This is a genomic window from Paraliobacillus quinghaiensis (genome assembly GCF_003426025.1).
Lineage (GTDB): Bacteria > Bacillota > Bacilli > Bacillales > Amphibacillaceae > Paraliobacillus_A > Paraliobacillus_A quinghaiensis.
Genome location: NZ_QJSH01000001.1, coordinates 335627 through 362573 on the forward strand (window position 1 = coordinate 335627; position 26947 = coordinate 362573).

The 26947-nt window shown below is 33.4% G+C and carries 28 protein-coding genes and 1 riboswitch; of the genes, 9 read left to right on the forward strand and 19 right to left on the reverse strand.

The genetic code is table 11. The features are described from left to right. Positions 1 to 170 precede the first annotated feature (170 nt). From D2K40_RS01715 to D2K40_RS01740, 8 genes are all read right to left on the reverse strand, one after another. Positions 171 to 1622 carry a spore germination protein gene (locus D2K40_RS01715; protein WP_162879102.1) on the reverse strand — a complete coding sequence of 484 codons (1452 nt, stop codon included), beginning with the start codon at positions 1620 to 1622 and terminating at the stop codon, positions 171 to 173. A gap of 14 nt (positions 1623 to 1636) precedes the next feature. Beyond that, a complete protein-coding gene (locus D2K40_RS16685) occupies positions 1637 to 1762 on the reverse strand; it encodes a hypothetical protein (RefSeq protein WP_268237305.1) in 126 nt (41 codons plus the stop codon). Further along, positions 1749 to 2768: a Ger(x)C family spore germination protein gene (locus D2K40_RS01720; protein WP_117152331.1), complete on the reverse strand. Its 1020-nt coding sequence runs from the start codon at positions 2766 to 2768 to the stop codon at positions 1749 to 1751. The genes D2K40_RS16685 and D2K40_RS01720 overlap by 14 nt, the downstream gene beginning before the upstream one ends. Before the next feature lies 1 nt (position 2769). Beyond that, positions 2770 to 3873, reverse strand: a complete 1104-nt coding sequence (locus D2K40_RS01725; protein ID WP_162879103.1) for a GerAB/ArcD/ProY family transporter — start codon at positions 3871 to 3873, stop codon at positions 2770 to 2772. A gap of 25 nt (positions 3874 to 3898) precedes the next feature. After that, positions 3899 to 4075 carry a hypothetical protein gene (locus D2K40_RS16295; protein WP_162879104.1) on the reverse strand — a complete coding sequence of 59 codons (177 nt, stop codon included), beginning with the start codon at positions 4073 to 4075 and terminating at the stop codon, positions 3899 to 3901. Positions 4076 to 4271: 196 nt separating this feature from the next. Continuing rightward, complete coding sequence (locus D2K40_RS01730; protein WP_117152335.1) at positions 4272 to 4457, reverse strand: hypothetical protein; 186 nt, start codon at positions 4455 to 4457, stop codon at positions 4272 to 4274. 3 nt (positions 4458 to 4460) lie between these two features. Next, the gene (locus tag D2K40_RS01735) at positions 4461 to 5450 is read right to left on the reverse strand and encodes an HD-GYP domain-containing protein (protein WP_117152337.1); all 990 of its coding nucleotides are present in this window, start codon (positions 5448 to 5450) and stop codon (positions 4461 to 4463) included. 116 nt (positions 5451 to 5566) lie between these two features. Further along, a riboswitch (cyclic di-GMP riboswitch) is annotated at positions 5567 to 5670 on the reverse strand. 171 nt (positions 5671 to 5841) lie between these two features. Next, positions 5842 to 5979 carry a YpzI family protein gene (locus D2K40_RS01740; protein ID WP_117152339.1) on the reverse strand — a complete coding sequence of 46 codons (138 nt, stop codon included), beginning with the start codon at positions 5977 to 5979 and terminating at the stop codon, positions 5842 to 5844. Positions 5980 to 6290: 311 nt separating this feature from the next. On the opposite strand from D2K40_RS01740, the gene D2K40_RS01745 reads away from it, so the two are divergent. Together D2K40_RS01745 and D2K40_RS01750 are read left to right on the forward strand one after the other, a co-directional pair. Continuing rightward, positions 6291 to 7682: a sodium:solute symporter family protein gene (locus tag D2K40_RS01745; protein ID WP_117152341.1), complete on the forward strand. Its 1392-nt coding sequence runs from the start codon at positions 6291 to 6293 to the stop codon at positions 7680 to 7682. Between the two features lie 24 nt (positions 7683 to 7706). Then, positions 7707 to 8807 carry a M24 family metallopeptidase gene (locus tag D2K40_RS01750; protein WP_117152343.1) on the forward strand — a complete coding sequence of 367 codons (1101 nt, stop codon included), beginning with the start codon at positions 7707 to 7709 and terminating at the stop codon, positions 8805 to 8807. 98 nt (positions 8808 to 8905) lie between these two features. On the opposite strand, the gene D2K40_RS01755 is transcribed toward D2K40_RS01750, so the two are convergent. Next, a complete protein-coding gene (locus tag D2K40_RS01755; RefSeq protein WP_117152345.1) occupies positions 8906 to 9007 on the reverse strand; it encodes a YjcZ family sporulation protein in 102 nt (33 codons plus the stop codon). A gap of 239 nt (positions 9008 to 9246) precedes the next feature. Between D2K40_RS01755 and D2K40_RS01760 the strand changes: the two genes are divergently transcribed. The 4 genes from D2K40_RS01760 to D2K40_RS01775 all read left to right on the forward strand — a co-directional run bounded on the left by D2K40_RS01760 (position 9247) and on the right by D2K40_RS01775 (position 13641). Continuing rightward, a complete protein-coding gene (locus D2K40_RS01760; RefSeq protein WP_117152347.1) occupies positions 9247 to 10584 on the forward strand; it encodes a spore germination protein in 1338 nt (445 codons plus the stop codon). A 24-nt stretch (positions 10585 to 10608) separates the two neighbouring features. Continuing rightward, complete coding sequence (locus D2K40_RS01765) at positions 10609 to 11712, forward strand: GerAB/ArcD/ProY family transporter (protein WP_162879105.1); 1104 nt, start codon at positions 10609 to 10611, stop codon at positions 11710 to 11712. Next, complete coding sequence (locus D2K40_RS01770) at positions 11702 to 12799, forward strand: Ger(x)C family spore germination protein (RefSeq protein WP_117152351.1); 1098 nt, start codon at positions 11702 to 11704, stop codon at positions 12797 to 12799. The genes D2K40_RS01765 and D2K40_RS01770 overlap by 11 nt, the downstream gene beginning before the upstream one ends. Positions 12800 to 12864: 65 nt before the next feature. Beyond that, entirely contained in the window at positions 12865 to 13641 is a 777-nt protein-coding gene (locus D2K40_RS01775; protein WP_117152353.1) for a carbonic anhydrase, read from the forward strand. Positions 13642 to 13752: 111 nt separating this feature from the next. Here D2K40_RS01775 and D2K40_RS01780 read toward each other — a convergent pair whose 3' ends face one another. Continuing rightward, positions 13753 to 14091, reverse strand: coding sequence for a hypothetical protein (locus D2K40_RS01780; RefSeq protein ID WP_205417555.1), 339 nt, complete (start codon positions 14089 to 14091; stop codon positions 13753 to 13755). Between the two features lie 270 nt (positions 14092 to 14361). Here D2K40_RS01780 and D2K40_RS01785 point away from each other — a divergent pair, with 270 nt between their 5' ends. Then, positions 14362 to 14790 carry a four-helix bundle copper-binding protein gene (locus tag D2K40_RS01785; protein WP_229666595.1) on the forward strand — a complete coding sequence of 143 codons (429 nt, stop codon included), beginning with the start codon at positions 14362 to 14364 and terminating at the stop codon, positions 14788 to 14790. A gap of 56 nt (positions 14791 to 14846) precedes the next feature. Here the strand turns inward: D2K40_RS01785 and D2K40_RS01790 are convergent, their stop codons facing one another. From D2K40_RS01790 to D2K40_RS01810, 5 genes are all read right to left on the reverse strand, one after another. Continuing rightward, entirely contained in the window at positions 14847 to 16004 is a 1158-nt protein-coding gene (locus D2K40_RS01790; RefSeq protein WP_117152355.1) for an ABC transporter permease, read from the reverse strand. 12 nt (positions 16005 to 16016) lie between these two features. Beyond that, the gene (locus D2K40_RS01795; RefSeq protein WP_117152357.1) at positions 16017 to 17231 is read right to left on the reverse strand and encodes an ABC transporter permease; all 1215 of its coding nucleotides are present in this window, start codon (positions 17229 to 17231) and stop codon (positions 16017 to 16019) included. Between the two features lie 15 nt (positions 17232 to 17246). After that, a complete protein-coding gene (locus D2K40_RS01800) occupies positions 17247 to 18182 on the reverse strand; it encodes an ABC transporter ATP-binding protein (protein WP_117152359.1) in 936 nt (311 codons plus the stop codon). Between the two features lie 163 nt (positions 18183 to 18345). Next, complete coding sequence (locus D2K40_RS01805) at positions 18346 to 19008, reverse strand: response regulator (RefSeq protein WP_117152361.1); 663 nt, start codon at positions 19006 to 19008, stop codon at positions 18346 to 18348. After that, entirely contained in the window at positions 19005 to 20198 is a 1194-nt protein-coding gene (locus D2K40_RS01810; RefSeq protein WP_162879106.1) for a sensor histidine kinase, read from the reverse strand. The genes D2K40_RS01805 and D2K40_RS01810 overlap by 4 nt, the downstream gene beginning before the upstream one ends. A 127-nt stretch (positions 20199 to 20325) precedes the next feature. On the opposite strand from D2K40_RS01810, the gene D2K40_RS01815 reads away from it, so the two are divergent. Continuing rightward, complete coding sequence (locus D2K40_RS01815) at positions 20326 to 21222, forward strand: vanadium-dependent haloperoxidase (RefSeq protein WP_117152365.1); 897 nt, start codon at positions 20326 to 20328, stop codon at positions 21220 to 21222. A 213-nt stretch (positions 21223 to 21435) separates the two neighbouring features. On the opposite strand, the gene D2K40_RS01820 is transcribed toward D2K40_RS01815, so the two are convergent. From D2K40_RS01820 to D2K40_RS01835, 4 genes are all read right to left on the reverse strand, one after another. After that, a complete protein-coding gene (locus D2K40_RS01820; RefSeq protein ID WP_188618775.1) occupies positions 21436 to 22764 on the reverse strand; it encodes an alpha/beta fold hydrolase in 1329 nt (442 codons plus the stop codon). A 268-nt stretch (positions 22765 to 23032) separates the two neighbouring features. Then, positions 23033 to 24409: a Na+/H+ antiporter NhaC gene (gene nhaC, locus D2K40_RS01825; protein WP_117152367.1), complete on the reverse strand. Its 1377-nt coding sequence runs from the start codon at positions 24407 to 24409 to the stop codon at positions 23033 to 23035. 26 nt (positions 24410 to 24435) lie between these two features. Beyond that, positions 24436 to 24627, reverse strand: coding sequence for a hypothetical protein (locus D2K40_RS01830; protein WP_117152369.1), 192 nt, complete (start codon positions 24625 to 24627; stop codon positions 24436 to 24438). Between the two features lie 97 nt (positions 24628 to 24724). Further along, on the reverse strand, positions 24725 to 25531 hold the full coding sequence (locus D2K40_RS01835; RefSeq protein ID WP_117152371.1) for a YitT family protein: 807 nt from the start codon (positions 25529 to 25531) through the stop codon (positions 24725 to 24727). Positions 25532 to 26304: 773 nt separating this feature from the next. Here D2K40_RS01835 and D2K40_RS01840 point away from each other — a divergent pair. Beyond that, complete coding sequence (locus D2K40_RS01840; protein WP_117152450.1) at positions 26305 to 26847, forward strand: site-specific integrase; 543 nt, start codon at positions 26305 to 26307, stop codon at positions 26845 to 26847. Positions 26848 to 26947 lie beyond the last annotated feature (100 nt).

Consider the following 26947-nt stretch of genomic DNA (forward strand, 5'->3'; position numbering starts at 1 on the left):
TGACAAATGTTATGAATAACGTAACCTCATTACACGAGATGAAAAAAGAGCCGCTCAAGGCGTCGGCTCTTTGTATTTAGGTGGATGCATCGGTATTTGAGTTTCTTGAACGATAAATATTTTACAATACAAGGCTACTTAATTATTTTTATATAAGAGCCTTGTGTTAGTTATTTTTTCTTTACTATAGTTAGTGGAAGTCTAAAAATCACATCTCCTAATTCCTTTTTCAATATTGGAGCAACTGGAGTAGTGTAATAATGTCCAAAACTTCTAAGACCAACTAAATGCGTAGATATCATTATAAAGCCTAGGATTATACCATATAAACCTAAAGTAGCAGCTGCTATCATTAGAAGAAAACGTAACATTCTAAACGAAACACTAATACTGACTGAAGGTAGGGTAAATGAGGCTAATGCAGTTAAAGCCACTACAATAATCATAATAGGACTTACGATTTGCGCTCTTACAACTGCATCACCAATAACCAAACCGCCGACAATTCCAATTGTTTGACCAACAGGCCTTGGTAACCTGACCCCCGCTTCACGAAGAATTTCAAAAGTAATTTCCATTATTATAGCTTCTAAAAAACTTGGGAACGCAACCCCTTCTCTTGCCCCAGCTATGGATAGAGCTAATGTTGTTGGAATCATCCCTTGATGAAAAGATACCATCGCAATATATATCGAAGGTAAAAAAAGAGCAACAAAAGCTGAACTGTATCTTAGGTTTCTAATAAGCGAACCTACATGCCATCTATTATAATAATCCTCAGGAGATTTAAAGTGATCATTCAAGCTAACAGGCATAATCAATGCAAAAGGTGAACCCTGTAATAGAAGTGCTACTTTGCCTTCTTGCAAGAAGGCAACTGTTTTATCTGGTCTTTCTGTACTGATCATTTGTGGGAAAGGTGATAGAACATTGTCTTCTATTAGTTGTTCAATTTCACCAGTATCCTGTATGTTATCTGTAGTAATACAATTAATTCGGAATGATATTTCTTCTAATGTATTTTTATCCACCACACCTTTAAGATAGACTAGTGAAAACTTCTTTTTTGCTACACTTCCAATCTGCCCATTTTCAATTACTAAGTTTTGGTTTGGTAGATGCTTTCTAATTAATGAAGTATTTGAAACAATCTCTTCAATAAAAGCGTCTCTAGGCCCCCTTATTGAAACTTCACTTTCCGGTTGTTCAATCGAACGATTTTCAAACTTCTGAGAACCTAAAAGAAAAAAAGTATCAATCTCGTTAAGTAGCAAAACGGATTTACCGTTTAATAAACCCTGAACAGCCTCCTTTGCTGTGATAAATGTACTTATCTGCATATCGGGTAAAACATGATTAGAAATGAATGATTCAGGACTAGTAGTTGCTTTTAATTCTTTCAACTCATCATTTTGCATTTTTTGTAATGGCAAAGTGATTTCCAACTCAATCTTATTTATATCTGTTATTCCATCAATATAAATAATAAGAGAATATAAATTGTTCCCAACACTGATTTCTTTATACTTGATGTCATCACTATTCGAAAGTAAATTTACAATCTCATTTTTAAAATACTTTAGATTTTCAGGGATATTTAATTCTTTCTTAGGAAATTTCAATTTAATACTCCCTTCTATTCATTGGTCATATAGTGCCTTGTCTGAACTTCTGCTTTAACAACAACTTTAGATTTTGAAAAATAGCCGTCTTCCCCTTCCCAATTATCTTTTATCTCATCCCAGTATTTATGAATTCTCACTTTTTATAATATCCCCAAATCCGAATACATCAGTATAATATTCCTCTTGCATTACCTTTACTATCCCATTAATTTCTTTCTCAATCTTTTGCTCAATTAAAGTTTGAAGTTTAAAGAGAAACTTATTTTCACTAAGTTTTTTCTGATTAAGCCAACTCTCTCCAATAGCCCCTTCTGTTTTAATTGTAATATGAAATGTATTTTCATCGTTTGTATGTTCAAATGAGATATAAGAATTCATTAAATAAGATTCATAAACAAATACCTCATCATCTGCTTTCACCTCTGTAACGGATTGATTTGTTTCTCCAATCACCCTGTTGTATCCTTCCGTTTCTAGAGGGTTTAAAAGGCCAACTAATTTATCGCTTCCATTAATGATTGCACCACCTTCAATAATAACCTCATCACTCTCAAATTTAGAGATGAGTGGGATAATATAACCTGTCTCCTTAGGAATATATCTGCTAATATCACCAATACTCGTCAGTTTAGGCATACTTAATACTCTTTGGTAATTTTCTTGAATCTTCTCGATAGACTTTGCTTTAAATGATTCTAATGGTAACTGATTCTTCAATAGTTCTTTAACAGGATCTTCGGAAGCAAGGATCAATGTTCTTCTTCTCATTTCGTGATCTCTTAGATAGACATCTAAGATGTGCTCTAATATACCAAGCTCTAATAATTCAGTGTGAATGACAATTACTTGAAGGTGTTCAAAGTTAAGTGTCCTACTTCTCCTTGCACCAATTTGTCTAATATTTTTAAAGTTAGATTTTCCAACTGAGGATACGTTAATAAATGGAGGTTTACCTTTATTCGCTGGTGACGATTGCTGAACCAACTGACTAGGAATAGCAATTTGAAAAGTAGTTTCAAACGCATCACCTTCAGCCGGATCTAAACCAACTCCCATTACAAAACCTATCTCTTCAATCTCTTTACTATCCCAACAACCAGACAATAAAATTAGAATTAAAAAAAGGGGAATTGCTTTTTTCATTCTAATTCCTCCTTTGCCTAGATTTTATGATGTAAGTTTGAATAATTGAAAATAAAAATAGCACAATGATTAATACGCCTCCAGATTGACTAACCCAATTAGAGAAATTTCCTAATTCATTAACATTTTTCGGAATAAATGAAATCCAAAAAATAAGAGCTATTAGAACAGGGGTGATGTTGAAAGATTTATTTTTTACTAAATGATTTTTGATAACGTCTAATAATAGAATAAAAAAAACACTAAACGTGTTAAACATTGTTAGACTCCATATAGTGATTAAAAATGATTCCAACCTCTCAAAAACACCCACTTCTAGCTGTATCTCCTTTGCCATTTCAACAGTTGGAAATAATAATGTTTTTGTTGTATCAACAGTAAAGATGCCATATGTAAAAAGTGTAATTATTGTGTATACGAAAGTGACCATAATTATTGATAAGTTGATTTTTTTTAGTTCAATCTTATCTTTTTTTATATAAGCCATTAGAAAAAAAATAAGTTCTATACCTAAGAACGAAAGCGATGTTTCCTTAATTCCAATTACTATAGGTTTTATACCTCCAGCAAAAAAAGGTTGCAAATAAGAAAAATTAAAATTATTTATATTTAATATAACCATCAGGAAAAGAACAATGAAAGTGATCGGGAAAAAAATTAAATTTAAGTAAACAACTCCTTGAACACCTTTTGAAGCCATATATGCAATGACTAATACAGCTAAACCAATAATAATTTCAGATGGTGTTTGTGGTATTAAATATAACTTTATGATGATACCCAAATACCTAATTAAAATGGAAATCAATAAAATAAAATAGATTACCAAGAAAACACAAAATACTTTTGAAAAAAAGCTACCAACTCTAGTCTGTTCTAAAACTTCTAATAAAGACATACTGCTAAAGTAATTCTGAACATATTTTATATAAATCGTAGCTAGAAGAAGAATTGCCATACCTGATATTAAAATAGATACCCAACCATCACTGGACCCTAAAGTAACTGCTAGGTTTTTAGGCAATGTCAATAAGGAGACCCCTAAAATAGTCGTTATTATAGTTATTGCAATTTCTGTTGAGGAAAACGATAAATTATTCTTCATGGATTCACTCCAATTATCCATTTATTCAGTTCATTTTTTTATTTTTTCTATTTACTTTCATCCAAGGTAATGCAAATGCAGCTTCTATTTTTTTTATAACAATTTTAAAGATAATTATTACAAAAAATAAAATAACTGTTGAAATAACCACACTAAAAGGTGGGAAAAAACCAAAAAAACGTTCTAGCAATGAGTAATTCATGATGATTCTCCCCCTAATGTTTTTTTGTTTACTTTTATTATTTTGTCCAAAAATTAATAAATTATAGATTAGTAATCCAAATTAAATTAAAAATGAAGCGGCCATAACTCCATCGTATATAGAGTTAAAGCCGCTTCAATTAATGGTATTATGTTGACTGGTTAATATCATAGTGAATTAAAAAATTGATGTGGATTTATCTTTTAATAGCTTGTAATTGCATCGAAACAGCATTTCCCTCTTCCATCCCTTTTCTATACGCTGTTCCATATACTTGCTTTAAAAGAAGTGTTATATGGTTTTTATTTAAGTCACTTATTTCTCCTTGATCATTTGTATCTATTAGTTCAATTATTTTATTCAATGCTTGGTCTAGTTCCATTTCTTATTCTCCATTCAAAACATCAATCGGTTTAATCATATAAGTCGAATTTTCAACCAAATCTATTTCTTCTTCACTTGATAGAATTTTCACAACAGGTCGCTGCAAGTGCTTGTTTATTTGCGTAACAATTGCTGGCTCACTGTTATTAATTAAAACTTTGGTTCCTGGTGGATAGGTTGCAACTGATTGACTAAAAGCTGTGACAATATTGTATGCATATCCACTATCAGATGTTGCCATAATTGCTTCCATAGCATCATGTGGTGGAATCTTATCCTTTGTAACCAAATTATCGTAACGATTAGCAATACCACATATTTGTGCAACTTCTAAAAAATCTTTTCCACTAATTTGTCTTGGGAAACCTTTACCATCAAAAGTTTCATGATGTTGATAGGCAATATGAGAAGATACAATACTAATCTGACTAATATTTCGTAGAAACTGGAAGCCGACTTCAGGATGCTTGTCATAGTCTTCTTCTATCGATTTACCAATGTCGTGCAATAATGTCCCAATTGCTAGATCTCTTTGCTTTGTATCGGTATATCGCATACGCTTTCCAGTTAATAATGCTAATATTGTCACGTTAACAGCATGTGCATATGGCTGTAATTCTTTCGTCATTGTACCAGCTGGAATAAGCACTAGTGTAGGTCTATGTTTAACCTCTTTTAATAATTTACCTGCTATTTGTTGTATGGATTCTATATTTGGTGTCTTATTATTTATCGCATGTTCATAAAAGGACTTCACAACTTGTATTGCATCTGTCCATGTAGGCATATCAAGCATATCATCAATACTAATACCTTTAGAGATTTCATCTTCAACAAAAATAAAATCAATGCCCATATTTTCTAATCTCTTTACAATTTTAGGGTCAATTGTTCGACCAGCCGCAAGTAAGATCCGCTTACGGGAGTCATATATTGGTTTACCAAGCACCATACTAGTATGATCATACTTAGAAATATTAATTAATCGCATAAAATCTACCTCTCACTTGATCTAATAAGGTTTTTTTATTTTGTTACAATACTATATGGCATACAAAAAAGCTATCACCCATATATAGAGAAATAGCCAAATTAAACAAATCTAATTTTGGTAGTCTGGCAATCAATAGTATTGGTTTGGAAAATAAAACCAATACCTTAGACCCATGACTTTGCGTCCTATCTTTTCAAATAGTTTGCCTTTTTCATTCGTAACATACTTTATATACTAACTTTTGTCCTATTTTATAATACTATAGTATTTATAAAAACATTTCAAGATAATCTCCACTTCAATTTAAAACTTGATATCATGTTAAATTTAATCAGAATTACGAAAAAAGAGCACTTTCCTTTGAAAGAAAGTACGCTCTCTATTTTTCCTATTTTCCATCATTTAACTTTCTACCTTCTTCAGGGCTAGACATTTTTGTTGCACCTTTATAGTGAAGTGCTTGATCTCGATCCGATTCTACACGTCCACTTTCTTTTAACTTTTTTTCTTGACGGTCTCTTCCCACTTTTAACACCTCCCTTCTAATAAGTTGAGTATTTCAAGAGATTTTTATACATTTAAAAAGAAACTACAAACGGCATGATCGCAGCATTTTTTGACGGTTTTCTTTAATCTGACAGTTATCTGAATATTTCCTATTTCCTTGAAATTATAAATTCTTAAACCTATACTAGTTGAGTCGCCCAAAATTGCTACATTCTACACAACGTAGGATTAACAGTCATTTTCACAATCCACCTAAGTACATAATGCATTGTTCTAGGAATTCAAATCCTAACAACTAAATGTAAATTAAAACACAGGAGCTGATTACAGATGGAACTACAAGCAAATCCCCAATTATTATGGTTTATTGGTATCTATGCTTTAATAATGGTCGGATTAGGAATTTATATGTCAAAGAAAGTATCAAACAGCAAAGATTTTATTTTAGCAGGAAAAAGTCTAGGGCCGTTTGTATTAATGGGTACGTTACTTGCGACGTGGACAGGTAGTGGAAGTATTTCTGGTGGAGAAACTTCTGTCTCTTATAGTTTTGGTATTATCCCCTCACTCATGTTAATGGTGCCAACTTTAATTGGTATTTTAACACTTTATATTATTGCACCAAAAATCAGAGCATTTGGGAAATACACCATTTCGGGAATCCTTGAAGAAAAGTACGGGACATTTGCGCGAAACCTTTCAAGTATTATTGTTCTACTTGCTTATGTAGGTATTGTTTCTTATCAAATGACAGGTTTTGGTTTCATTTTAAACCTCACAACTGGAATGAGTGTTGAACTTGGTACAATTATTGCTGCAGTACTTATCATTTTCCTTGCAATGATTGGTGGATTACGTTCTGTTTCACAAACAGATGCAATAAGTGGATTTTTAATGGTTGGCGGTCTGTTAATTACTGTACCAACAATTATTGTAATTGCAGGAGGCTGGGATACTATTATTGCTAATGTTCCAGATTCACATTTGACTGCAACCGGAGGATTAACAACAGTTCAATTAATTGGTTACCTATTACCTTCACTATTTCTGTTACTTGGTGATCAAAACATGTATCAACGTTTGGCATCATCTAAAGGAGATGCTTCATCCAGAAAAGCACAGATCGGTTGGCTCTTAATCATGTTAATTATCTCGCCAGCAATCTCGTTTATCGCATTTGCATCGCGTTCGATATTTCCGGATATTGACCCTGGGATGGCATTAATGGCTACAACACTTGCCTTGCCTTTAGGAGTCGGTGGAATTTTACTTGCAGCAGCATCTGCTTTTATCATTACAACAGGGAACTCATATTTACTTTCAGCTGCAACGAATATGACGTATGATATCTATGGAAAATACATTAATAAGAACGCATCTGATCAAAAACAATTAGGAATGACCAAACTATTCATTATCATTCTTGGTGTATTTGCTTATCTATTGATCAGTTTCTTCCCAACTGTATTAGAAGTACAAATGTATGCCTATACGGTTTATGGTGCAGGAATTACACCAGCGATTTTAGCAGTATTCTTCTGGAAACGCGTAAATGCAACTGGCGGTATTTCTTCGATGTTAACTGGTGTTATAACAACATTAATTTGGGAAATTGTATTAAGTAAGCCGTTTGATTTAAATAGTGTTGTTATCTCTGTTCCAGCAGCAGTAATCGTATTAATTGTTGTCACATTAGTAACGACGAAAAAGAAAAGTTCATAAAATTAGAGAGGTGGCATTTTGAGTATGCGCAAACGTGTAGAAGAAGTTACGTCTTGGATGAATGATCAAAATATAGAAGTAGCATTTATTAATTCAACTGAAAATGTCTATTATCTATCTAATTTCTATACCGATCCACATGAACGTCTTATGGGAATCTTTCTATTTAAAAATGCAAAACCAATATTTGTTCTCCCTGCAATGGAAGCTAATCAATTAAGAACAGCTGGTTGGGAAAACGAAATTATTGGATACTCTGATCATGAGAACCCATGGGAGCGTATTGAAAAGTCTATAAAAAAAATAGACCTTGGGAATGTTGAACAAGTTGCACTTGAAAAGGAAGTCCTTACCTATGGTCGTAGTGAATCCTTCTTGAGCATGTTTTCAGAAGTCCAAGTAGTTTCAGTGGAAAATAAATTAAATGATATGCGCGTTGTAAAAGATGCAGACGAAATTGCTGTTATGCGTCGTGCTGCAAAAATGGCTGACTTTGGTGTACAAATTGGCATTGATGCACTTGTGGAAGGTATTACCGAAATGGAAGTCTTAGCAAAAATAGAATATGAACTTAAAAGAAAAGGCATAAGGGAAATGTCCTTTTCCACTATGGTTCTATTTGGCGAGAAATCTGGTGATCCACATGGTAATCCTGGTGAGCGTAAATTGAAAGCTGGCGACATGGTGTTATTCGATCTCGGCGTTGTACTTGAGGGATATTGTTCTGATATAACAAGAACAGTAGCTTATAAATCAGTTACCGATAAACAAAGAGAAGTTTATCAAACTGTACTAAATGCGCAGCTTGCATCCCTAGATATAAGTAAGCCTGGCACACGTGTAGGTGACCTTGATACAATTGCTCGAGATATCATTACTGAAGCGGGTTTTAGTGAGTACTTCCCACATCGTATTGGACATGGATTAGGAATAAATGTCCATGAATATCCTTCGATGAGTCATTTAAATGATGGTATTTTAAAAGAGGGTATGGTCTATACGATTGAACCAGGGATTTATCTTCCAAGTGTTGGTGGCGTAAGAATTGAAGATGATGTACTTATCACAGTCGATGGCTTTGAAACACTAACTAAATTTCCTAAGGAACTACAAATAATATCTTAATAGTCAAAGAGCTAACGACCCTTCCTACTATGTGGTATCGTTAGCTCTTTTAATTACTAAAAATGAAGGCTGACTCTTATGAGTCAGCCAATTTCAATTTAGAAGCCGTAACCAACGTATGAAGCACCAATGATAATTAACAAGATAAACAGTACAACGATTAACGCAAAACCGCCTCCGTATCCATAAGATGCAGACATGATTATCCCTCCCTTCTGCACTACCTAAATTAATATATGTCTAAATCGCATTTATGGGAGGGCACCTGCGGAAAAAATTTATTTATCATTTTATACATTGACTAGCACCATTATTTGTATGCCTATCTCAGACCCCATAATACAACAAATGTGTTTTGGCACAGTAATGATGTATATAACCCTATCTCTTGTAAAGAATAAGATTAGAAAGATTTTCAAAGTTGGTGTAGGAGAAAAATATGTTAAAGAATACGAGAATAGAAAACAAAATATCATTAAAAAAATTACTTAAAGATACTCTAAAAGATAATAATGATTCCAAGTTTCAGACCTTAAATCTAAATAATAGTAAAGTTGAGTTAATTTATATAAAGACTTTATGTGATACCACAAAAATTCAGGAATTATTAATAAAATCCTTCTTTGAATTAGAGAATGTTGATAAGTTTGAGGCATACGTTAAAAGTTTGGAAGGTTTTACAGTATACAAAAATGACCGAGATATTGTCAATAAACTATATGATGGTCATGTTGTTATATACACAGCTACTAATGTTTTGTTAATACAAGTTAGAAATTATGAAAATTTAGGAGTTTTACAAGCAACAACAGAATCAACCATTCAAGGACCACAAAGTGCATTAAGTGAAGACCTTATTATCAATCTAAATTTAATCCGTCATAGATATCATAAAACTTCCCTTATGAATGAATCACTTAATCCAGTTGGCACTACTAATCAGATCAAAATAGAAATACTTTATGATCAATCAATTGTCGATAATAATTTGGTCAAAAAAGTGAAAGAAAAGATTTCAACAATTGATAAAGATGTAATCCAAGGTGTTGGCGAAGTACAAAATGAGATAAAGAAAGGTAAGGCATTATTCCCTACATATATGGTAACAGAACGTCCTGACCGAATCGCTTATAACCTCTCTAAAGGAAAGGTTATTATTCTGTTAGAAGGAAGCCCTTTCGCACTAATCGTCCCAGCGGTTTTTTTTGATTTCATGTCGTCCATGGAAGATTTATATCAAACATTTTGGATAAGTAAATTCTTAATTATATTAAGATACATCGGATTATTTATTAGTATTTCCCTTCCTGCTTTATATGTCGCCATTACCGCATTTAATCCCGAATTGTTTCGTGTGCAGTTAGCATTATCGATTGCAGGAAGCCGTATTGCGGTACCTTATCCCGCTTATTTAGAAGTTCTATTTATGTTAGTTATCATGGAAATGCTAATTGAATCTTCCATTCGCCTCCCAAAAACAATTGGACCAACAGCTACCACGGTAGGCGGTCTAATTCTTGGACAAGCATCAACAGATGCGGGTCTTGTTTCAAACATTATGATTATTATAGTTGCTGCTGTTGCCATTTCCAACTTTGTCATTCCATTAAACGAGATGGGATCGGCTATTCGTGTCCTGAAGTATATTCTCTTGTTGGTTGCTACTAGCTTTGGAACGATAGGCGTTGTCGTTGGTCTATTAGGTATTTTATTGTACCTTATTCATTTAGATAGTTTTGATGAGCCATTTTTAAGAATTACAGGTAGTGAGAAGTAGTAAGGTTCTTAAGGGGATGAAAAGTTGATACGATATTTTTTGTACTTGATGGTTATGAATATGGTTGTGAATGTTACTGCGTTTGTTCCACGGATTATTATTGATGAACGATTTGAAGGATCAGTTATGGCAGTAATTATTGGTATCCCATTAACCGTTCTTCTTCTTTATTTTTTTACGAATGCTATGTTACGTTTTCCTGGTAAAGGACTACCAGAAATTCTTTTTCAACACACATCTAAGTGGTTTAATCGGCCTTCCCTTATTCTCTTGAGTATCCTATTTTTTTTCTCAGGCTGGATTTTATTATTGGCTTTCACTGATATCACGCGTACTTTTATAAATCCTGAAATGACGCGTTTTACAATCCTCACTATATTTTTACTTGTAGTAGGATTTGGGGTTTTGTTAAAAACAGAAAAGGTGCTATATGCATTAGAAATTTTAACTCTCATTAGCTTACCTTTTATATTAGTTATCTTTTTCAAAGCATATACAAGCCCCTATTTAAATTGGGATTCCATACGAGTGGTATTTACGCATGTAAATGAATTGCCAACCTTGTCTTCTTTAGGATCTGTGACATTTAGTCTGTATGGCTTTTATAATATTTCTATCTACAATCGTGTTTTCAAGGGGGAGATTAAAAAAATAAATATTTGGTGGACCATGGCAATAATTATTTTAGGATATGTTAATGCCTTCACTTCTGGTTTTATTCCAATTGGATTTAATGGCACCAGTGGTGTAGAGGATTTTATTTATCCTTGGATCTCAACAAGCGATTCATTAAGAATGGAATATGGTTTTGTTGAGCGTATCATTTATATAACGCTTTTATTATTTATCGGAGCGTCGCTAATTATGGTGATTACTATCTGGCATGTTGGATTAAAACTTCTATTAAGTTTATTTGCACCTTCGAAAGAAACAAGGTTAAAAACACGTATTCTATCAAGGAGTATAGTTACTTTACTAATAATTGTCACCTATATAACAGGTACACGAATAGACGCAAGACAACTGCTCGAGTTAACAAAGTTATATTACATTATCTTGATCCCAATCTCTATTTTTTTTACTATAATCGTTTCTTGGATAGCTTGGGGGAAAAAACATGAAACATAAGGTGCTATTTCTTTTTATAGGATTCTTTTTAATATTGACTGGTTGTAATGGTTATAAAGATATTGATAAACGTTTTTTTGTAGTAGAAATGGGTTTAGATCATGCTACGCAAAAAGATAACAAGTATGCAGTGACACTAAAATTAGCAATAGCTAGTGCAGACACAGAAACAATGGGTAGTGAATCCTATATTGTAATAAAAGAAGGAAAAACAATTTCAGAAGCAGTCAAAAAATTAAAAGCAAATGTTGATAAAGAATTGGACTTTGGACATACAAAAGTAATCATTATCGGTGAGGAAATTGCAAAAGAAGGATTAATCGATGTAATGGATTGGTTTGATCGAAGAAGAGATATACAGCAAATTTCTTATATTGGTATAGGAAAACCTAATGCGCAAAAAATTATTGATGTTAAACCAAAATTTGAACGTATTCCCGGGAATTTTCTTTTCTTGATATTTGGTAACACAGGAACAGAAAGCCCCTCAATAACATTACAATATTTGTTTGATCTAAGGCGACGATTAACAGAAAATGGTTTGGATCCCATAATTCCTGTTGTTGAACCCTCACAGGAATCTTTTGCTGTTGATCATGCTTCTATTTTTTATAATGGAAAACTTGCACTTGAATTAAGTGAAGAAGAAACCGTATTATATAATGCTTTAGAAAGAGAATATCCAAAAGTTCAACTGCAGATAGAAAATGAGGAAGAAATTTTTAACATTAGCTCAAAGGTATTAAATGCTAAATATAAGATTGATACAACTAATGGTTCCTCTCCTTCTATCGACTTTGAAATTGAAATTGAAGGATCTATTGAAGAAACAACAGAACAAATAAAGGAAGACAACTTACCAAAGTACGAGAAATTAGCTAGAGAAAGTGTAAAAGAAAGAATCGAAAAACTTTTAACCAAATTCCAAGAAGAGAGAGTTGATCCATTTGGTTTTGGATTGCGATACCGCGCTACTAACATTGGTGATGAGGAGGAAAAATGGCAAAAGTGGCTATCTCTATATCCTGAGGTAACATTTAAAGTAAATGTAAAAGTAAAGTTATTTGGAACAGGAGTAATTCAATAGATGCTAAAAGACAAGGCCAAAGTCAATTTCTCGAATTAAATTATACGAAAGAAAGGAAAATCAACATGTATTATATAAAATTTGTATTTCTTTTTATACCCTTTATAATAATGTTCGTACTTACTGCACCTGTGAAGGCAGAACCGGATTGGTCTTATTCAGGTGAAACAGGACCAAATTTTTGGGGGGATTTAGATTCGGCTTATCAAACATGTTCAAAAGGCGCTAATCAGTCTCCAATAAATATTGATACAACAAATGTAATTAGAAATGCAAAATTAAAATTAGGAAATATTCAATTTCATTATAAACCATCACACTTAACACTAACAAATAACGGAAAAACTATTGTTGCAGTACCCGACAAACAAGAAAATACATTATTAATTGGGAATGAAAAGTATTTTTTAAAACAGCTACATTTTCACCACCAAAGTGAACATGAATTAGATCATAAGAAATTCCCATTAGAAATTCATTTTGTACACAAAAACAAAAAAGGAGAAATAGTAGTTGTAGGGGTCTTTGTTGAGGAGGGAACGAGCAACACAGCAAGTAAGAAACTTTTTGAATCACTTCCACAAAAGAAGGGGTCTAAAAAAGTTTTAAAAGAAGATGTGAATTTATTAAACCTGTTACCAAAAGACAGAAGCTTGTATATGTATGATGGTTCCTTAACCACACCGCCATGTACAGAAGATGTTAAATGGCTTCTATTTAAAGAACAGATCGAAATATCAACAGAACTAATCAAGGAATTTGCAGATTTGTATCCTGCTAATTACCGACCTTTACAAAATCTAAATGACAGAAAAGTTTATTTTATAAAGGATAAAGAATAAAGAATAGTGACAATAACCGCGTATTATTTATTAAAAGAACCTTCCCATCTGAGAAGGTTCTTTTAATAATGTCTGATCCATTAATCTAAAAGTTTTAATATTTTTTGTTAACTAAAAGAAACCAGGTTTATTTCCGAAATCTCCATAGCCTGGATTTCCAAATCCTTTATTATAGCCTGGTCCGTATCCTGGGCCACCATAGTACCCTGGCCCATAACCAGCGCCATAGCCAGGACCGTATCCACCAAATCCAGGACCATAGCCAGCACCGTATCCTGGTCCATAGCCACCAAATCCAGGGCCATCAAATAACTCTCCACCTAAATAACCTAAACCCGCACCAATTAAGCCTGATGCTAATGGACTGATACCATAAAAACCTGGACCAAATCTTTGATCCTGAGGTGGCATTTGTTGATATATAGGGCCATTCCTTCTCATTCCATACATAATAAATTCTCCTTTTCACATAGTTAACCTGTGATATTGGTCTATTCACTTTCACTATAGTGTATGGTGTTGAGGTCAAAATGGACTGGGCAAATTGTTCAGATTTTAGCCATCTCTATATAAAAACGATCACAGAATAATTATATTAACCTACCCGCTTCGACCTGAAGATAATTCACATATAACATTAAGCAAAAAGCCTATTCCACTAACGCCTACAGATGCATACAATGTAATTGTGAGCGCGAAAAAGTTTTGGGAGGAATAAATTTGCATACACAAAATAACTGGAATATGTATGAACAGCAACCTGTAGCAAATCAGCAACAGAATAATTGGAATACGTATGAGCAACAACCTGTGACAAATCAAAACCCTCATTTAGGGCTACTGAATACTGTACAAGATTGTGCAGTCACATGTGAGGAAATGACTACAATGTTACATGAATCTGAAAATCTATATAATAGAGGGATTCAATTAAGTCATTTAAGAGATTGTGCAGATATCTGTGCATTAATGGTAAAGTACCTTGCGCGGTCTAGCCATTTTTCAAAAGCACTTGCAGGATTTTGTGCGTATGTTTGTGAAATTTGCGGAAATACATGCCTACAATTCCCTGATCAAGAGTCGCAAAGGTGTGGCCATATATGCTTAGGGTGCGCTAAAGAATGTAAACAGTTTGCCGGAACACGATAAAACCATTTAAAAACGAGCAAAATATTTTTGCTCGTTTTTTGTATAAACTAGGATGGTTAATCAAAGCGAACTCTTGTTATACCTACCCCTAAGAACACAATTGCAAATGCTAACAGAATACCAATAGGTTCGACAATATCAATTATTGAACCACCTCTTACCATCAACTCCATTAAGCCTTCTAATGCCCAAAATTGTGGTACAAACCTTGCTACTTCCTGCATGAAATTTGGAACGATCTCCAATGGCCAATAGACACCAGCAAGCATGCATGTTGAGATTATTACTAGGTTACCAAATACAGCTTGTTGTTCCGATGTTTTAACAAATCCTGCAATAAATAAGCTAATACCAATCGTACAAATTAGTAGTGCAGAGATCAGTATAATATTAGCGACTATATTTCCCCAAGTAATGTTAAAAATGATTGTAGATACTGCCATCAGAATTCCAAATTGTACCCATCCGATTAAAAAAAAGCCAAGTAAATAGCCCAACAATAATTCCAATCTTGATGTGGGTGTTGCCATCAATCGGTACCATACACCAGTTTGTTTCGCTTCTAAAATAACTCCGGTGCTACTCAGCATTGCCATCATTACAAACATAATAGTGAATCCTGCAGAACGTGCGCTCATGTTTTGCATTCCAGCCATTTCCGAATTTTTGGTTATCATTTCTGTTTTTAGTCCACTTGATGTTTTTAATTCATTTGAAATCTTTGTGTTTATTCCTTCCCAACTATCACCTGTCAAACTACTATAAACGGTTGAAGCTTTTGTACTAATCATGATTTTTTGTAAACTGTTATGAAGAACTTGTTTTATCATAACAGCACCATTATATTCAGGTGAATGTTTAAACATTATATTTAATTTTTCTTCGTTTAGTAAGTGTTTTTCAAACCCTTTCTCAATTAAAATATAACCTGTTATCTTATGGTCACTTAGATCGGATGCAGCTCGATCTTCGTCGGTAAAGTTGAGTTTCATTACATCTTTAGCTTGAATTTCATCTATATAATTATTTGCCAACGTTGAGTTATCGTTATTAACAATAGTAATAGTTGGTTTTACCTGTTCCCCTCCACTTAATAAGCTTCCAAAAATTAATGTAAATAATAACGGCATACCAAACATGATGATATAGGACTGTGGCTTCTTAAAAATTCTCTTTAATTCAAACATAGCGACTGTGGCTATTTTTCTAATCATTTTCCTCACTCCTCATCTAACCCTTAATCTTAATGAACCGATCATTAATGATGCAACGCCAATTAACAGTAGTACAGTTATTGGTAAAACCAATGCACCCCATGTAGTTCCATTCATCACTTCTAGTAAGCTATCCAAAAACCATTTATTGGGTGCAATATTTGCGACTAGTTGCAATTTTTCTGGAAATGCACCAATCGGAATCATTGAACCGCCTAATAGTGCAAATATTTGGACCCCAATACCACCAACAGTGTCCGCCGTTTTTTCTTCTACTATTAAACCTGCAATTATCATCGCTATACCGGAAACTGCAATACAATAACTTAAACCAATTACTAAGGTTTGGAATAAATTGCTCCCCCAACCTACTCCTAACAAATAATGTGTAGCTAATATAAAGACACTAAACTGCAGAAAAGATACATAAAAAGTCCCCAGAAATTTTCCTATAATGATGGAATTTAACCTGACCGGGCTACTCATCAACCGTGCTAGTGTTTCAATATTACGTTCCTGTATAATAGACTTAGCACCGATTGTAGCGTTAAATAATACAAACATGGCTCCCATTGCAGCTGCGTAGTATTGCATTCCAGATATAGGTGTCTTACCATCCTCTTCTGCAGTTACTACGTTCATTTCTGAATCTGCTACTGCCACCAATTGATTGCTTACATCACCTACTATTTCACGAACATTTATTTCTTGATCAGTTACAGGTGCTATCATCGCTAGTTCTTGTGAAAATACCTGAGTAGCTGTTGAAATAGATGCAATACGGTCAATAAACGACATAGTAATTGATTCAACGATAGATGATTGTAACTGTTTACTCGGATCAGTAAATACCATTACATCTTTCTCTTCTCCATTTTGTAAACCTTCACCCCATCCTTTAGGAATAACTAATCCAAGATCTACTGTTTGATTTTCAATATCTATTTTCAGATCGGATTGACTAGAGAACTTTTTTAACGTTATACTTTCGCTTAAGATATCCCCTTGTAACACTTCTTCAACAAACTGATCTGTTATTTCGTTTTGATCATGTAATACAATACCAAGTTCTGTATGGGGCATAGACACTGTATCAGCAAACATGCCACTAAGTGCAGAGCCAAGTATTGCAGTTAATATAATTGGCATTAATAATAAACTAATAAACCCTTTTTTATCACTTAAACGGACTTTAAGATCCTTAAAAGCAATTGTGAAAAATTTCATTGTAAATTCCACCTCCTAATCTCGTAATGTACGTCCTGTTAATTGTAAGAATAACGATTCAAGGTTAGGCTCTTGTACTTCAACAGCTAGTACTTTGATCCCATGGTTAACCGCTGTTGTTACAATCTCACCCATCGTTTCATGTGCTTCGTTAACATATATCTCAAGTTTGGTTTCGTTTTGTTTTGATACAATATGCTTCACATTTTTTATCTCGTTTATTGAATCGATTCCTTGTTCTGTCTTGTTTTCCACATCTAAATGTACAACAGAACCACCAGCCAAACGATTGCAAAGTTCCTTTTGTGTACCTAACGCAATTACTTCACCATTGTCGATAATTCCAATACGATCACATAAATACTCTACTTCTTCCATGTAATGACTAGTATAAATAATCGTTTTACCACTCTCATTTAACTTTTTCACTGTTTCTAAAATATGATTCCTAGACTGAGGGTCTATACCTACTGTTGGTTCATCCATAATCAAAATTTCTGGTTCATGCATTAAAGCTGCACCAATGTTTATTCTTCGTTTCATACCACCAGAGAATGTTTCAATTCTATCTTTAGCCCGATCCTTCAAATCAACGAATTCCAACACTTCATTTACACGCTTAGATGCTTTCGCCCCTTTTAATCCGTACATTTTCCCCCAAAACATTAAGTTATCTTTCGCTGACATCGTTGGATAAAGGGCAATTTCTTGTGGCACAATACCAATTTTTTGTTTTATGACTAACGGAAACTTTTTTATTGATTGATTATTGACATATACCTCACCTTGATCATAACTAATGAGACCACATATCGTTGAAATTAATGTTGATTTACCAGCGCCATTTGGTCCAAGTAGTCCAAAAGATTCTCCCTTATTTATCGTAAACGAGACATCTTTAACAATCTGTCTTTTTCCATAACTTTTCATTAAATGCTTTACTTCTAACATCATTTATCACTCCTTATTAGAACTTACTATTAAATTTTTTTGTTTTGTTATTATAAATCCAGTATACGCTTTGTTTTTAAAAAACAAATCTAGCTAGCGATAGATTTTTGCAATAAAAAAAGACAGCTAATTAGCTGTCTTGCATGCGGTACTATGCCAAAAGTCATGTATTAAAATCCGTGATGCTATACCGTACAGCAAAAATAGCTGCTTGGGTTCGGTCTCGCACCTGAAGTTTACCTATCAAATTAGAGACATGATTCTTTACTGTACCTTCAGAAATAAACAGGTTCTCTGCAATTTCTTTATTACTTAAACCTAGACCCAATTTTTTCAGTACTTCGTGCTCCCGTTCTGTTAATTGATCTATAATAGACGGTACTACGCAGGTATGTTCTGCTTTATGAGTTTGGCGCATCTCTTTAACAATCTCAGCTGTTAACTCTCTAGGTAAAACAACTCCTCCAGAATGAACCGTCATAATTGCTTGCACAATCGAATCTGTAGGCATGTCTTTTAACAAATAACCGCTTGCACCTTCTTCAAGTGCTTCAAAGATCAGTGCACTATCATTAAATGTTGTTAGCATTAATACTTTTGTTTTAGGTAAAGATGCAGTAATTCGTTTAGTCCCTTCAACACCACTTGAAACAGGCATCCGAATATCCATTAACACAATATCTGGGAGAAGATCAGTTGCTTTCACAAATGCTTCTTGTCCATTGGACGCTACTCCAACGACAGAAATTTCTGGTTTCAAATTAAGAATAGTTGCTAATCCATCGCGCATTAGCTCCTGATCATCTACAATCATTACCTTTATCACTTTACATCCCCCACTTTCCAACTAATTTCTTTCAACGGAAAAGTTACTTTAATAATAAAACCTTCATCCTTTTTACTCTCAAACATAATCGTACCACCATGATCATAAACTCTTTCTCTCATATTACTTAAGCCAAATCCAGGGTCTACATCTATTGCACCAGTTCCATTATCTTTAATCATTGCATCAATTTTTGACGACGAAATATGTATACTAACATTACACTTAGTAGCTTGACCATGTCTTACCGCATTGGTCACAGATTCTTGAATGATTCGTATTAGATTTAATTGAATAGAAGGTGGAATTTGTGATAATTCACCCGTAATATGAAAATCTGATTTTAACCCGGTCATTTCTTGATAGTCTTCTAGAATTTTTCTTGTTGTCTTTAACAATGAGTGTTTTGTACCTTCATCCTCCTGTAAGGTTCGAACAGATAACCTTATTTCATTTAAAGCTTCTCGCGCCAAACCTTCACAAAGTTCTATCGTTGCCTCACTTTTTTTAGGATCAAGATCTCTTAACTCCTTAGCTAATTGTAACTGCATCAGTAGTGCTGTCATTTTGTGACCTACCGTGTCATGAATTTCTCTTGAAATCCGGTTTCGCTCTTGAATAAGTGTCAGTTCTTCTACCTGTTTAGAGTATGTATGTAATTGCTGATGCGCATCTTGTAATTCTTGATGCGATTCACTTAATTGATCATATTGATGCGTTATTTTCTCCTGCGCAGAAGTCAACTTATAAATCAACCGACCAACAATTGCAGAAAAAAACACAAACAACAAGTTTACTAGATTATTGATTATGCTCAAATTTCCAGTTATATGGTACGTGTAACCCATACTAATTGACCACACCACAAAAAAGCTAATCGAAAATATCCAAATTAACAGACTATCCTTAGCCATTAAGAAAAGCGTAACAGCACATACGTCAACTAAGATTAAGTAAAGCGTTATACCTGGAAACAAAAAGCTATATCCCATTGTAACGACTAAATCGATTGCTATAAGTATAGGGTAATGTTTCTCACCAAAAGATGTAGCTGTTAGCAAGAAATGATTAATAGTAAAAATGATAAGCACACTAATAATATATGTTACTTGAATCGTGATATTATTATCTACAGCCGTATAATAAAAGTAGCTAATAAAGATAAACATGATTAATCTAATTAAACTCAACAGTGTTAACCTCAACCTCATCACCTCGCTGACAATTCCTACTAAATATTATAATCCTATCTGGGAGAAGCGTCCACCCACTTTTCATTTCATCTAATATACTATATAAAAAATGGTGGTGATCAATTTGAAAAAAGAATATTTACACTGGAGTAAAATACCTTACGCTGGTGAAAAGAACCCCCCCAGCAATCCGGTTACTCCTTTGGCCGGCTCATGGCCACTTGTGTATCTAAAGCGAGAAAAAGATGGATCTTTTTTAGATCCTGAAGGAAACAAAGTGACACTTCCAATCACTGATCCTAGCTTAATAAATTTTGATAAAGAATTGCATGTTGTTAGAAAAACGCTCAAAACTCTCTCGTCTAAACAAAAGAAGATAGCCACTTATTACGGAACGGGTGCACCCACTAAACAATGGACACCTATTATTGACAAACTTATTGATGCATACGGAGTTAGTGCAACACATGCTGCACGAATTTTAGCCACAGTTCAGGGCGCTATTAATGATACAATGATAGTTGTATGGGACTTGAAATATAGATGGGATGTAGCAAGACCTAATCAATATGATCAAAAATTGAGTACTTTATTATGCACCCCGCGGTTCCCAACTTATCCGTCTGGTCATGCAACAATGTCAGGTTGTGCAGAAGTTGTGCTAAGTTATTTCTTTCCAAGTGAAGCCAAGAAACTTCATAAAATAGCAAATGACGATTCAGTTGGACGCTTGTATGCGGGTGTTCATTTTCCTTCTGATAATGATCAAGGGCTTCGATTGGGAAGATTTATCGGGGAGACAATTGTGAAAGACTTAAAAAAGCAGAAGGATAGCAGCTTAAATCCAGTAGATTTCCCATACAAAGAATATCGAAATGCGGACATATTTCCTGAAAATTATCAACAGTTTCTTCCCTATGATTTTAGAGATAGTTGTACCTCTCTATTAATTGATGAAGAAAACCCTCATCAAAGTACTGTCAACAATAAAGAAGCTCCTAAACCATTTATATTTATATAATACTTCGCTTTAATTTAAGTAACTATGAAATTGTGATAAAAAATGTGTAACTTAATCTCAAAAAAGTATAATGTACAGAAAACACACTTTGATTAGTTTAATCAAAGTGTGTTTTCAAAGATAAAGGAGACTCACATAGCTTTTTTGATGACTTGATTATTTATCGCTTTATCGCACATTTGATTCACGTTCTTTTGGAAAAACGTTAAAAACTTAATTTAGAAAGCAATCCACAACTGTATTAACAAATTTATCGGTTTCATTTATCCATGGGCTGTGTCCCGAATGCTCAAACCAAATAAGTTCCTTTTCAGGAGCCTCTATCATTCCAAAGTATTCTTCAGTTATTGAGATGGGCGCATTTATATCATGACGACCAATAAGAAAATAAACTGGTACATCCAACTTAACAGCTTGCTTTCTTAAATCCACTTCATATAGTTGTTGATAAACGTGATTAAAAGTGTACGCTACTCCTCGTAAAAAGTTCAGTTTATCATATAAACCATATTCAGGGCCGAGAATGTCACCGATTGTATTATAACCACCATTTATTATATTGGGGTCTTTTGCCATATAATCGCTTAAATACATTAAATAAGCTGATTCCTTCCAAACTACATCCTTTCCGTAATAAGGTGGTGGACCTTGCTCCTCAAGTTCTAACACCTTCTCTGTATCACCACTATCTGTAGCAATTTGCTTTGCTAGTTCATAATCAATTTCTTCTGTTTCTTTAAAATCCACCATTTGACCAGTACCAATAAAAGCATGATAAAGCTTAGGGTACTCGTTCACTAGCATGATACCAAGTGCACTCCCCCATGATTCCCCCATTACATAAATCTTGTCTTGCTTAAACCTGTCTCTTAAATAAAGTGTTAATTGCTGTGCATCTTTAATATAACGTTCAGGAGTCAGATCTTCAAGATCAACTGCATGATAAGACTTACCTGAACCAGGTTGATCCCAATTTACAATAGTAAATTGCCTTTCCAACTCACTTAGCTGTTCACGTGTAGCAGCCATTTGAGTTCCGCCAGGTCCACCTGCTAAAAACAATAAAACCGGGTTCTTTTCATCATGGCTACGAATAGATATCCATTGTTTACTGTTATTGAGTGAAATTTGTTCTAATGACGCTATGCTATTTTCTATGACTTTTCCATCATCACCTTTAACTGATGGCGTATACGCAAACCATTGACTTGTAATTATCATTAGAAAAAGAACTGTTAATATATAACCAGCGTAAAGAAGCTGAGACTTAATCGGCTTCCATTCAGGACGTTTCTTTTTGATTAATAATTTAAAAGTCATTAATAACGATTTAATTAATAAGATAATAATTGTAATAATAAAAATGAATAGTAGTATGATTGCTATTGTTAACTCAATAGTTGAGGCTAATCCAAAATGTATAAGTATAGGTCTGATGAATGCGTATACAAGAAATATAACTATTGTAATTAACAATAAAGATATAACTCTTTTTTTCAACATACCACCTTTTCTACTCTCATCACTAGCATTATTTTTCATATCTTTTCAACTCCTTTTTTAGAAATTAGATCTTACCCAACACAGCTGTTGCTTCACTCACAAACTCATTTTTTCACCTCTTTAATATTATTCTTAGTTTAACTTGTTATGCTCGCTATCCCTTCTAAGGAATCTTTTATTTTATACGTTGTTAGTTTGAGAAAAGTTTCACAGATATTATAAGAAAAACGACGCGTAATTAAGTTACAATTTACGCGTCGTTTTTCTTAAAGTTTTAACTGATGTCAAATCCCCTAAAATATTATCTCTATTCTTTTGTTGAAATCGTCTTTCCGGTTAAACCGTAAATTACTGTCAACACTGGACTTAACAAGCAAAAGAATGCAAATGGTAGATAATCGATGACGGCAACGCCAAGAACATCTCCAAGGAATACTCCACACACACTCCATGGTACTAATGGGTTAATTACTGTTCCAGCATCCTCTAACGTTCGTGATAAATTTTTCCTTGCCAATCCAGCTCGATCATAAATATCTTGATAAGATTCGCCAGTCAACAAAATCGACAAGTATTGTTCTCCAATAAATACATTGATTCCGATTGCTGTTAGAGCAGTAGACAGCGTTATCGTACGGATAGTTTGTAGCTTTCGTTGTACATTTAAAATCACTGATGGAATAACACCAGTAACAAAGAATAAACCACCAAGTGCTAGAGCAAGAATCACTAATGAAACAGTAAATAACATACTATCGATTCCACCTCTAGAAAGCATTGCATTCACAGCATCGTTATTTGTTTGCGCGGTAAAGCCGGAGAACCACGTATGCCATAGATCTCCCCAAGGAATAACTTGACGCACACCTGCAATAACGGTTGCTATTAAACTACTAACAGCTAAGGATACAAAAGCGCTTTTTTTGGTTAAACTCATCGCTACTAATATGATTAAAGGAATCCATGAACTCCAGTGAATTAGACCCGCATCAAGCAAGCCAGTCTGAATGGCAGCTATTTTTTCTGACTCTATTGTTTGTTCAGGTGAAATAAATACAAAAATTATAAAAGAAATAAGAAATGCTGGCACTGTTGTCCATGCCATATTTTTGATATGATCAAATAAGTCTACTTTTACAACTGTTGATGCTAAATTTGTGGTATCAGATAATGGAGACATTTTATCACCAAAAAAAGCACCTGAAACAATTGCTCCAGCTGTAATAGCCAGAGATGCATCCATTGATTGTGCTACTCCAAGAAATGCTACACCTAAGGTTGCACTTGTTGTAAATGAACTACCTAGGGCAACACCCGAGATTGCCGTTATTGTAAAAACAATTGCAAAAAACCAAGGGCCTTCAGCTAGACCAAATGATACATTCATCAGAACTGGAATTGTACCACTTGCCATCCAACTACTAATCAGGACACCAATTAAAAAGAAAATTAATACAGCACCCATACCAGTTTGAGCGCCTAAAACCATCCCATCTTGAAGCTGTTGAAATGAGAATTTTTTAATAAAGCCATATGTAATCATAATTAAAACAGCCAGTAGAATCGGTACATGCGGTACACTCTGTAAAAATATAATAAAATAGCTAATAATACTAACAACAATTAAAAGCATAGTAATTGATTCTAACAGACTAGGTAATTTCTTCGGTTGTAAATGTAGCATAAATTCACCTTACTTTCTATCATTATTTAATGTTTATTACTACCTTTCCTATTATCTACTTTTCTAATAATACCTATTGCTTCGATTAAAGCGAGTGATGCAAGTATAATTCTTGCCGTAGGTCCCAGCGGCTGGTATATATCTCCAAGTAACACAATAATCAAAGCAAAATATAGTAAAACCTTTATTAATAATGTAAATAATGTTAACCGTTCCAACTTACCCCTCCTTTTAATTTTTTGAAAGTTCCTTCTATTATATAACTCATCCTTCTCACTGTATATGCAAAATATAATTAAAAAAATGAAGAATAAGCTAGTTCTTAGCAAATTCTCCATCTACTTCTACAGTTTCATATATATTAATAAAAGCTTTTTTATCATGCTTACGAACAATCTCTTTAATTTGCATTGTTTCATATCGCGTAACAACCATCATCAAAATTTGCTTTTGCTCTTGAGTGTATCCTCCATAGCCATTTGTTATTGTTATGCCACGGTAAATCGTTTTCAATAATTCTTGTCGAATCACGTCCCCTTTAGACGTGACAATTTGCATCGTTAACTTAATGTGATTGGTATGAATTGTATCAATTACCCTTCCTGTTAAATAAATCGATAGCATCGTATACAAAGCAATATTCCAATCAAATATAGCACCCGAAATAAGAACAATAACACCATTCATACCAGTTAAAAGCATTCCAACACTAACATTACTTATTCTAGAAATAAGAATTGCGATAATATCTAAGCCGCCAGATGAACCAGAATATTTTAAAATTATCCCTATTCCGATACCGCCAATTACACCCCCAAAAATACTGGAAAGTAAAAGATTATCAGCTACCATTACTACTGGCAAAGCGTATAAGAATATTGATAAGGAAACTACACAAGTAATCGTATTGATTGTAATCTCTTTTCCTAACTTAATATAACCTAATACAATTAAAGGTAAATTTAGAATCAGATTTATAAGTCCGATATCAAATGGCGTCAGTAATCCAAACAAAATTGCAATACCACTTATTCCGCTACTTAATATTCCGTATGGAACAAGAAAAAAATTAAAGGCAAATGCCACAATCAAAGAACCCAAAATAACTATTAAATTTTTCATATATCATCGACCTCCTGTACAAGAACTTCCCACTACTATTTCAACAAAAACATCTTTCTATATAGGAACATTTTTTGTTGTTATTATAATTGCATTTTCTAGAAACCTCTATTATATATAGCGAATGCATCAACTAACTATTTACTTTACTTGACTAAAGTTAGCAATTTATATTACCAATGTCAATAAAATAAGCCATTCACGTTAAATTCAAAATATTTAAAGCAGCTAAGTGTACTCAATTTTAAAAAACTCGTTGGTATATTATTGAATGAAACATAATATGTATTATGTTTCATTATGAAAATTAGTGAAAACATGTTATATCAACGTATTATTCACTATTTCAGTTATTATCAATTTATGGTATAATACATATTGATAACGGACGTTCATCATTAAAATGGTATATATAGAAAAATACACCTTATATAATAAGTTTGTATTATTTTTTTGTGTTTTTTTAGAACAAATGTGCTAATGCTATAGAATCGCATTTTGAGAGAATTAGCAAGGTGATTGGTCATAAAAGAATAGATAATTTCGTCTGAGGTCGTTTCTCTGCATTACATTTTTTAGGGGGTTTTTATTTGGAAAAACACGAATATGCAGAATATGTATATTTAACAAAAGGTGAATATATGTATCTACAAAATAAATACGGTGATTATGAACTTAATAGAAAAATTAATGAATTAAATAAATCAAAACTAAGAGATCCAAAAAGAATTGCAAAAGTTAAATCTGATTATCACGCACTGATTAGTAAAGGCATGCAAACTGTTCAACCAATCAGGGATAAACATTTAATAGAAGCAATGAAAGCAGAATTACATAAAACCTCTTACCGTAATTATTTTTTATTTATAATGGGACTTAATACGGGGTTGAGAATTAGTGACCTTCTTCCTCTAAGAGTGATGGATGTTCGTGGAAAATCACACATTGTTATGAAGGAGACAAAAACGCGGAAAAACAAACGATTTCTGATTAATATTGAATTAAGAAATATTATTTTAGATTACACAAAAGATATGAACGATGAAGATTATTTATTTCCTTCTAATAAAACAGATTTACCATTACAAAGAGTACAAGCGTATAAGGTTCTCAATCGCGCCGCACAAAATGTTGGTATTAAAGATTTTGGAACACATAGCATGCGAAAAACGTTTGGTTTCTGGCACTATACAATTAATAAAAACGTTGCTTTACTTCAAGATATCTTTAACCACTCCTCACCAGATATCACATTACGTTATATTGGAATAAACCAAGATATAGTAGATAAGAGTTTAGAGCATTTTAGTCTGTAGTTTTAAAAGATACCTCTATTTGGAACTGCCAAAATCGCATTTGATTCCGGCAGTTCTAATTAAATAACATCTTGGTATTATCGCTTTCCGATCTTAACTA

Excerpts from the sequence above, each read along its gene's own strand:
- D2K40_RS01720 (WP_117152331.1), bottom strand. The coding sequence starts at position 2,768 with ATGAAAAAAGCAATTCCCCTTTTTTTAATTCTAATTTTATTGTCTGGT.
- D2K40_RS01725 (WP_162879103.1), bottom strand. The coding sequence starts at position 3,873 with ATGAAGAATAATTTATCGTTTTCCTCAACAGAAATTGCAATAACTATA.
- D2K40_RS16295 (WP_162879104.1), bottom strand. The coding sequence starts at position 4,075 with ATGAATTACTCATTGCTAGAACGTTTTTTTGGTTTTTTCCCACCTTTT.
- D2K40_RS01730 (WP_117152335.1), bottom strand. The coding sequence starts at position 4,457 with ATGGAACTAGACCAAGCATTGAATAAAATAATTGAACTAATAGATACA.
- D2K40_RS01735 (WP_117152337.1), bottom strand. The coding sequence starts at position 5,450 with ATGCGATTAATTAATATTTCTAAGTATGATCATACTAGTATGGTGCTT.
- D2K40_RS01745 (WP_117152341.1), top strand. The coding sequence starts at position 6,291 with ATGGAACTACAAGCAAATCCCCAATTATTATGGTTTATTGGTATCTAT.
- D2K40_RS01750 (WP_117152343.1), top strand. The coding sequence starts at position 7,707 with ATGCGCAAACGTGTAGAAGAAGTTACGTCTTGGATGAATGATCAAAAT.
- D2K40_RS01755 (WP_117152345.1), bottom strand. The coding sequence starts at position 9,007 with ATGTCTGCATCTTATGGATACGGAGGCGGTTTTGCGTTAATCGTTGTA.
- D2K40_RS01760 (WP_117152347.1), top strand. The coding sequence starts at position 9,247 with ATGTTAAAGAATACGAGAATAGAAAACAAAATATCATTAAAAAAATTA.
- D2K40_RS01770 (WP_117152351.1), top strand. The coding sequence starts at position 11,702 with ATGAAACATAAGGTGCTATTTCTTTTTATAGGATTCTTTTTAATATTG.
- D2K40_RS01775 (WP_117152353.1), top strand. The coding sequence starts at position 12,865 with ATGTATTATATAAAATTTGTATTTCTTTTTATACCCTTTATAATAATG.
- D2K40_RS01780 (WP_205417555.1), bottom strand. The coding sequence starts at position 14,091 with ATGTATGGAATGAGAAGGAATGGCCCTATATATCAACAAATGCCACCT.
- D2K40_RS01790 (WP_117152355.1), bottom strand. The coding sequence starts at position 16,004 with ATGATTAGAAAAATAGCCACAGTCGCTATGTTTGAATTAAAGAGAATT.
- D2K40_RS01795 (WP_117152357.1), bottom strand. The coding sequence starts at position 17,231 with ATGAAATTTTTCACAATTGCTTTTAAGGATCTTAAAGTCCGTTTAAGT.
- D2K40_RS01800 (WP_117152359.1), bottom strand. The coding sequence starts at position 18,182 with ATGTTAGAAGTAAAGCATTTAATGAAAAGTTATGGAAAAAGACAGATT.
- D2K40_RS01820 (WP_188618775.1), bottom strand. The coding sequence starts at position 22,764 with ATGAAAAATAATGCTAGTGATGAGAGTAGAAAAGGTGGTATGTTGAAA.
- nhaC (WP_117152367.1), bottom strand. The coding sequence starts at position 24,409 with ATGCTACATTTACAACCGAAGAAATTACCTAGTCTGTTAGAATCAATT.
- D2K40_RS01835 (WP_117152371.1), bottom strand. The coding sequence starts at position 25,531 with ATGAAAAATTTAATAGTTATTTTGGGTTCTTTGATTGTGGCATTTGCC.
- D2K40_RS01840 (WP_117152450.1), top strand. The coding sequence starts at position 26,305 with ATGCAAACTGTTCAACCAATCAGGGATAAACATTTAATAGAAGCAATG.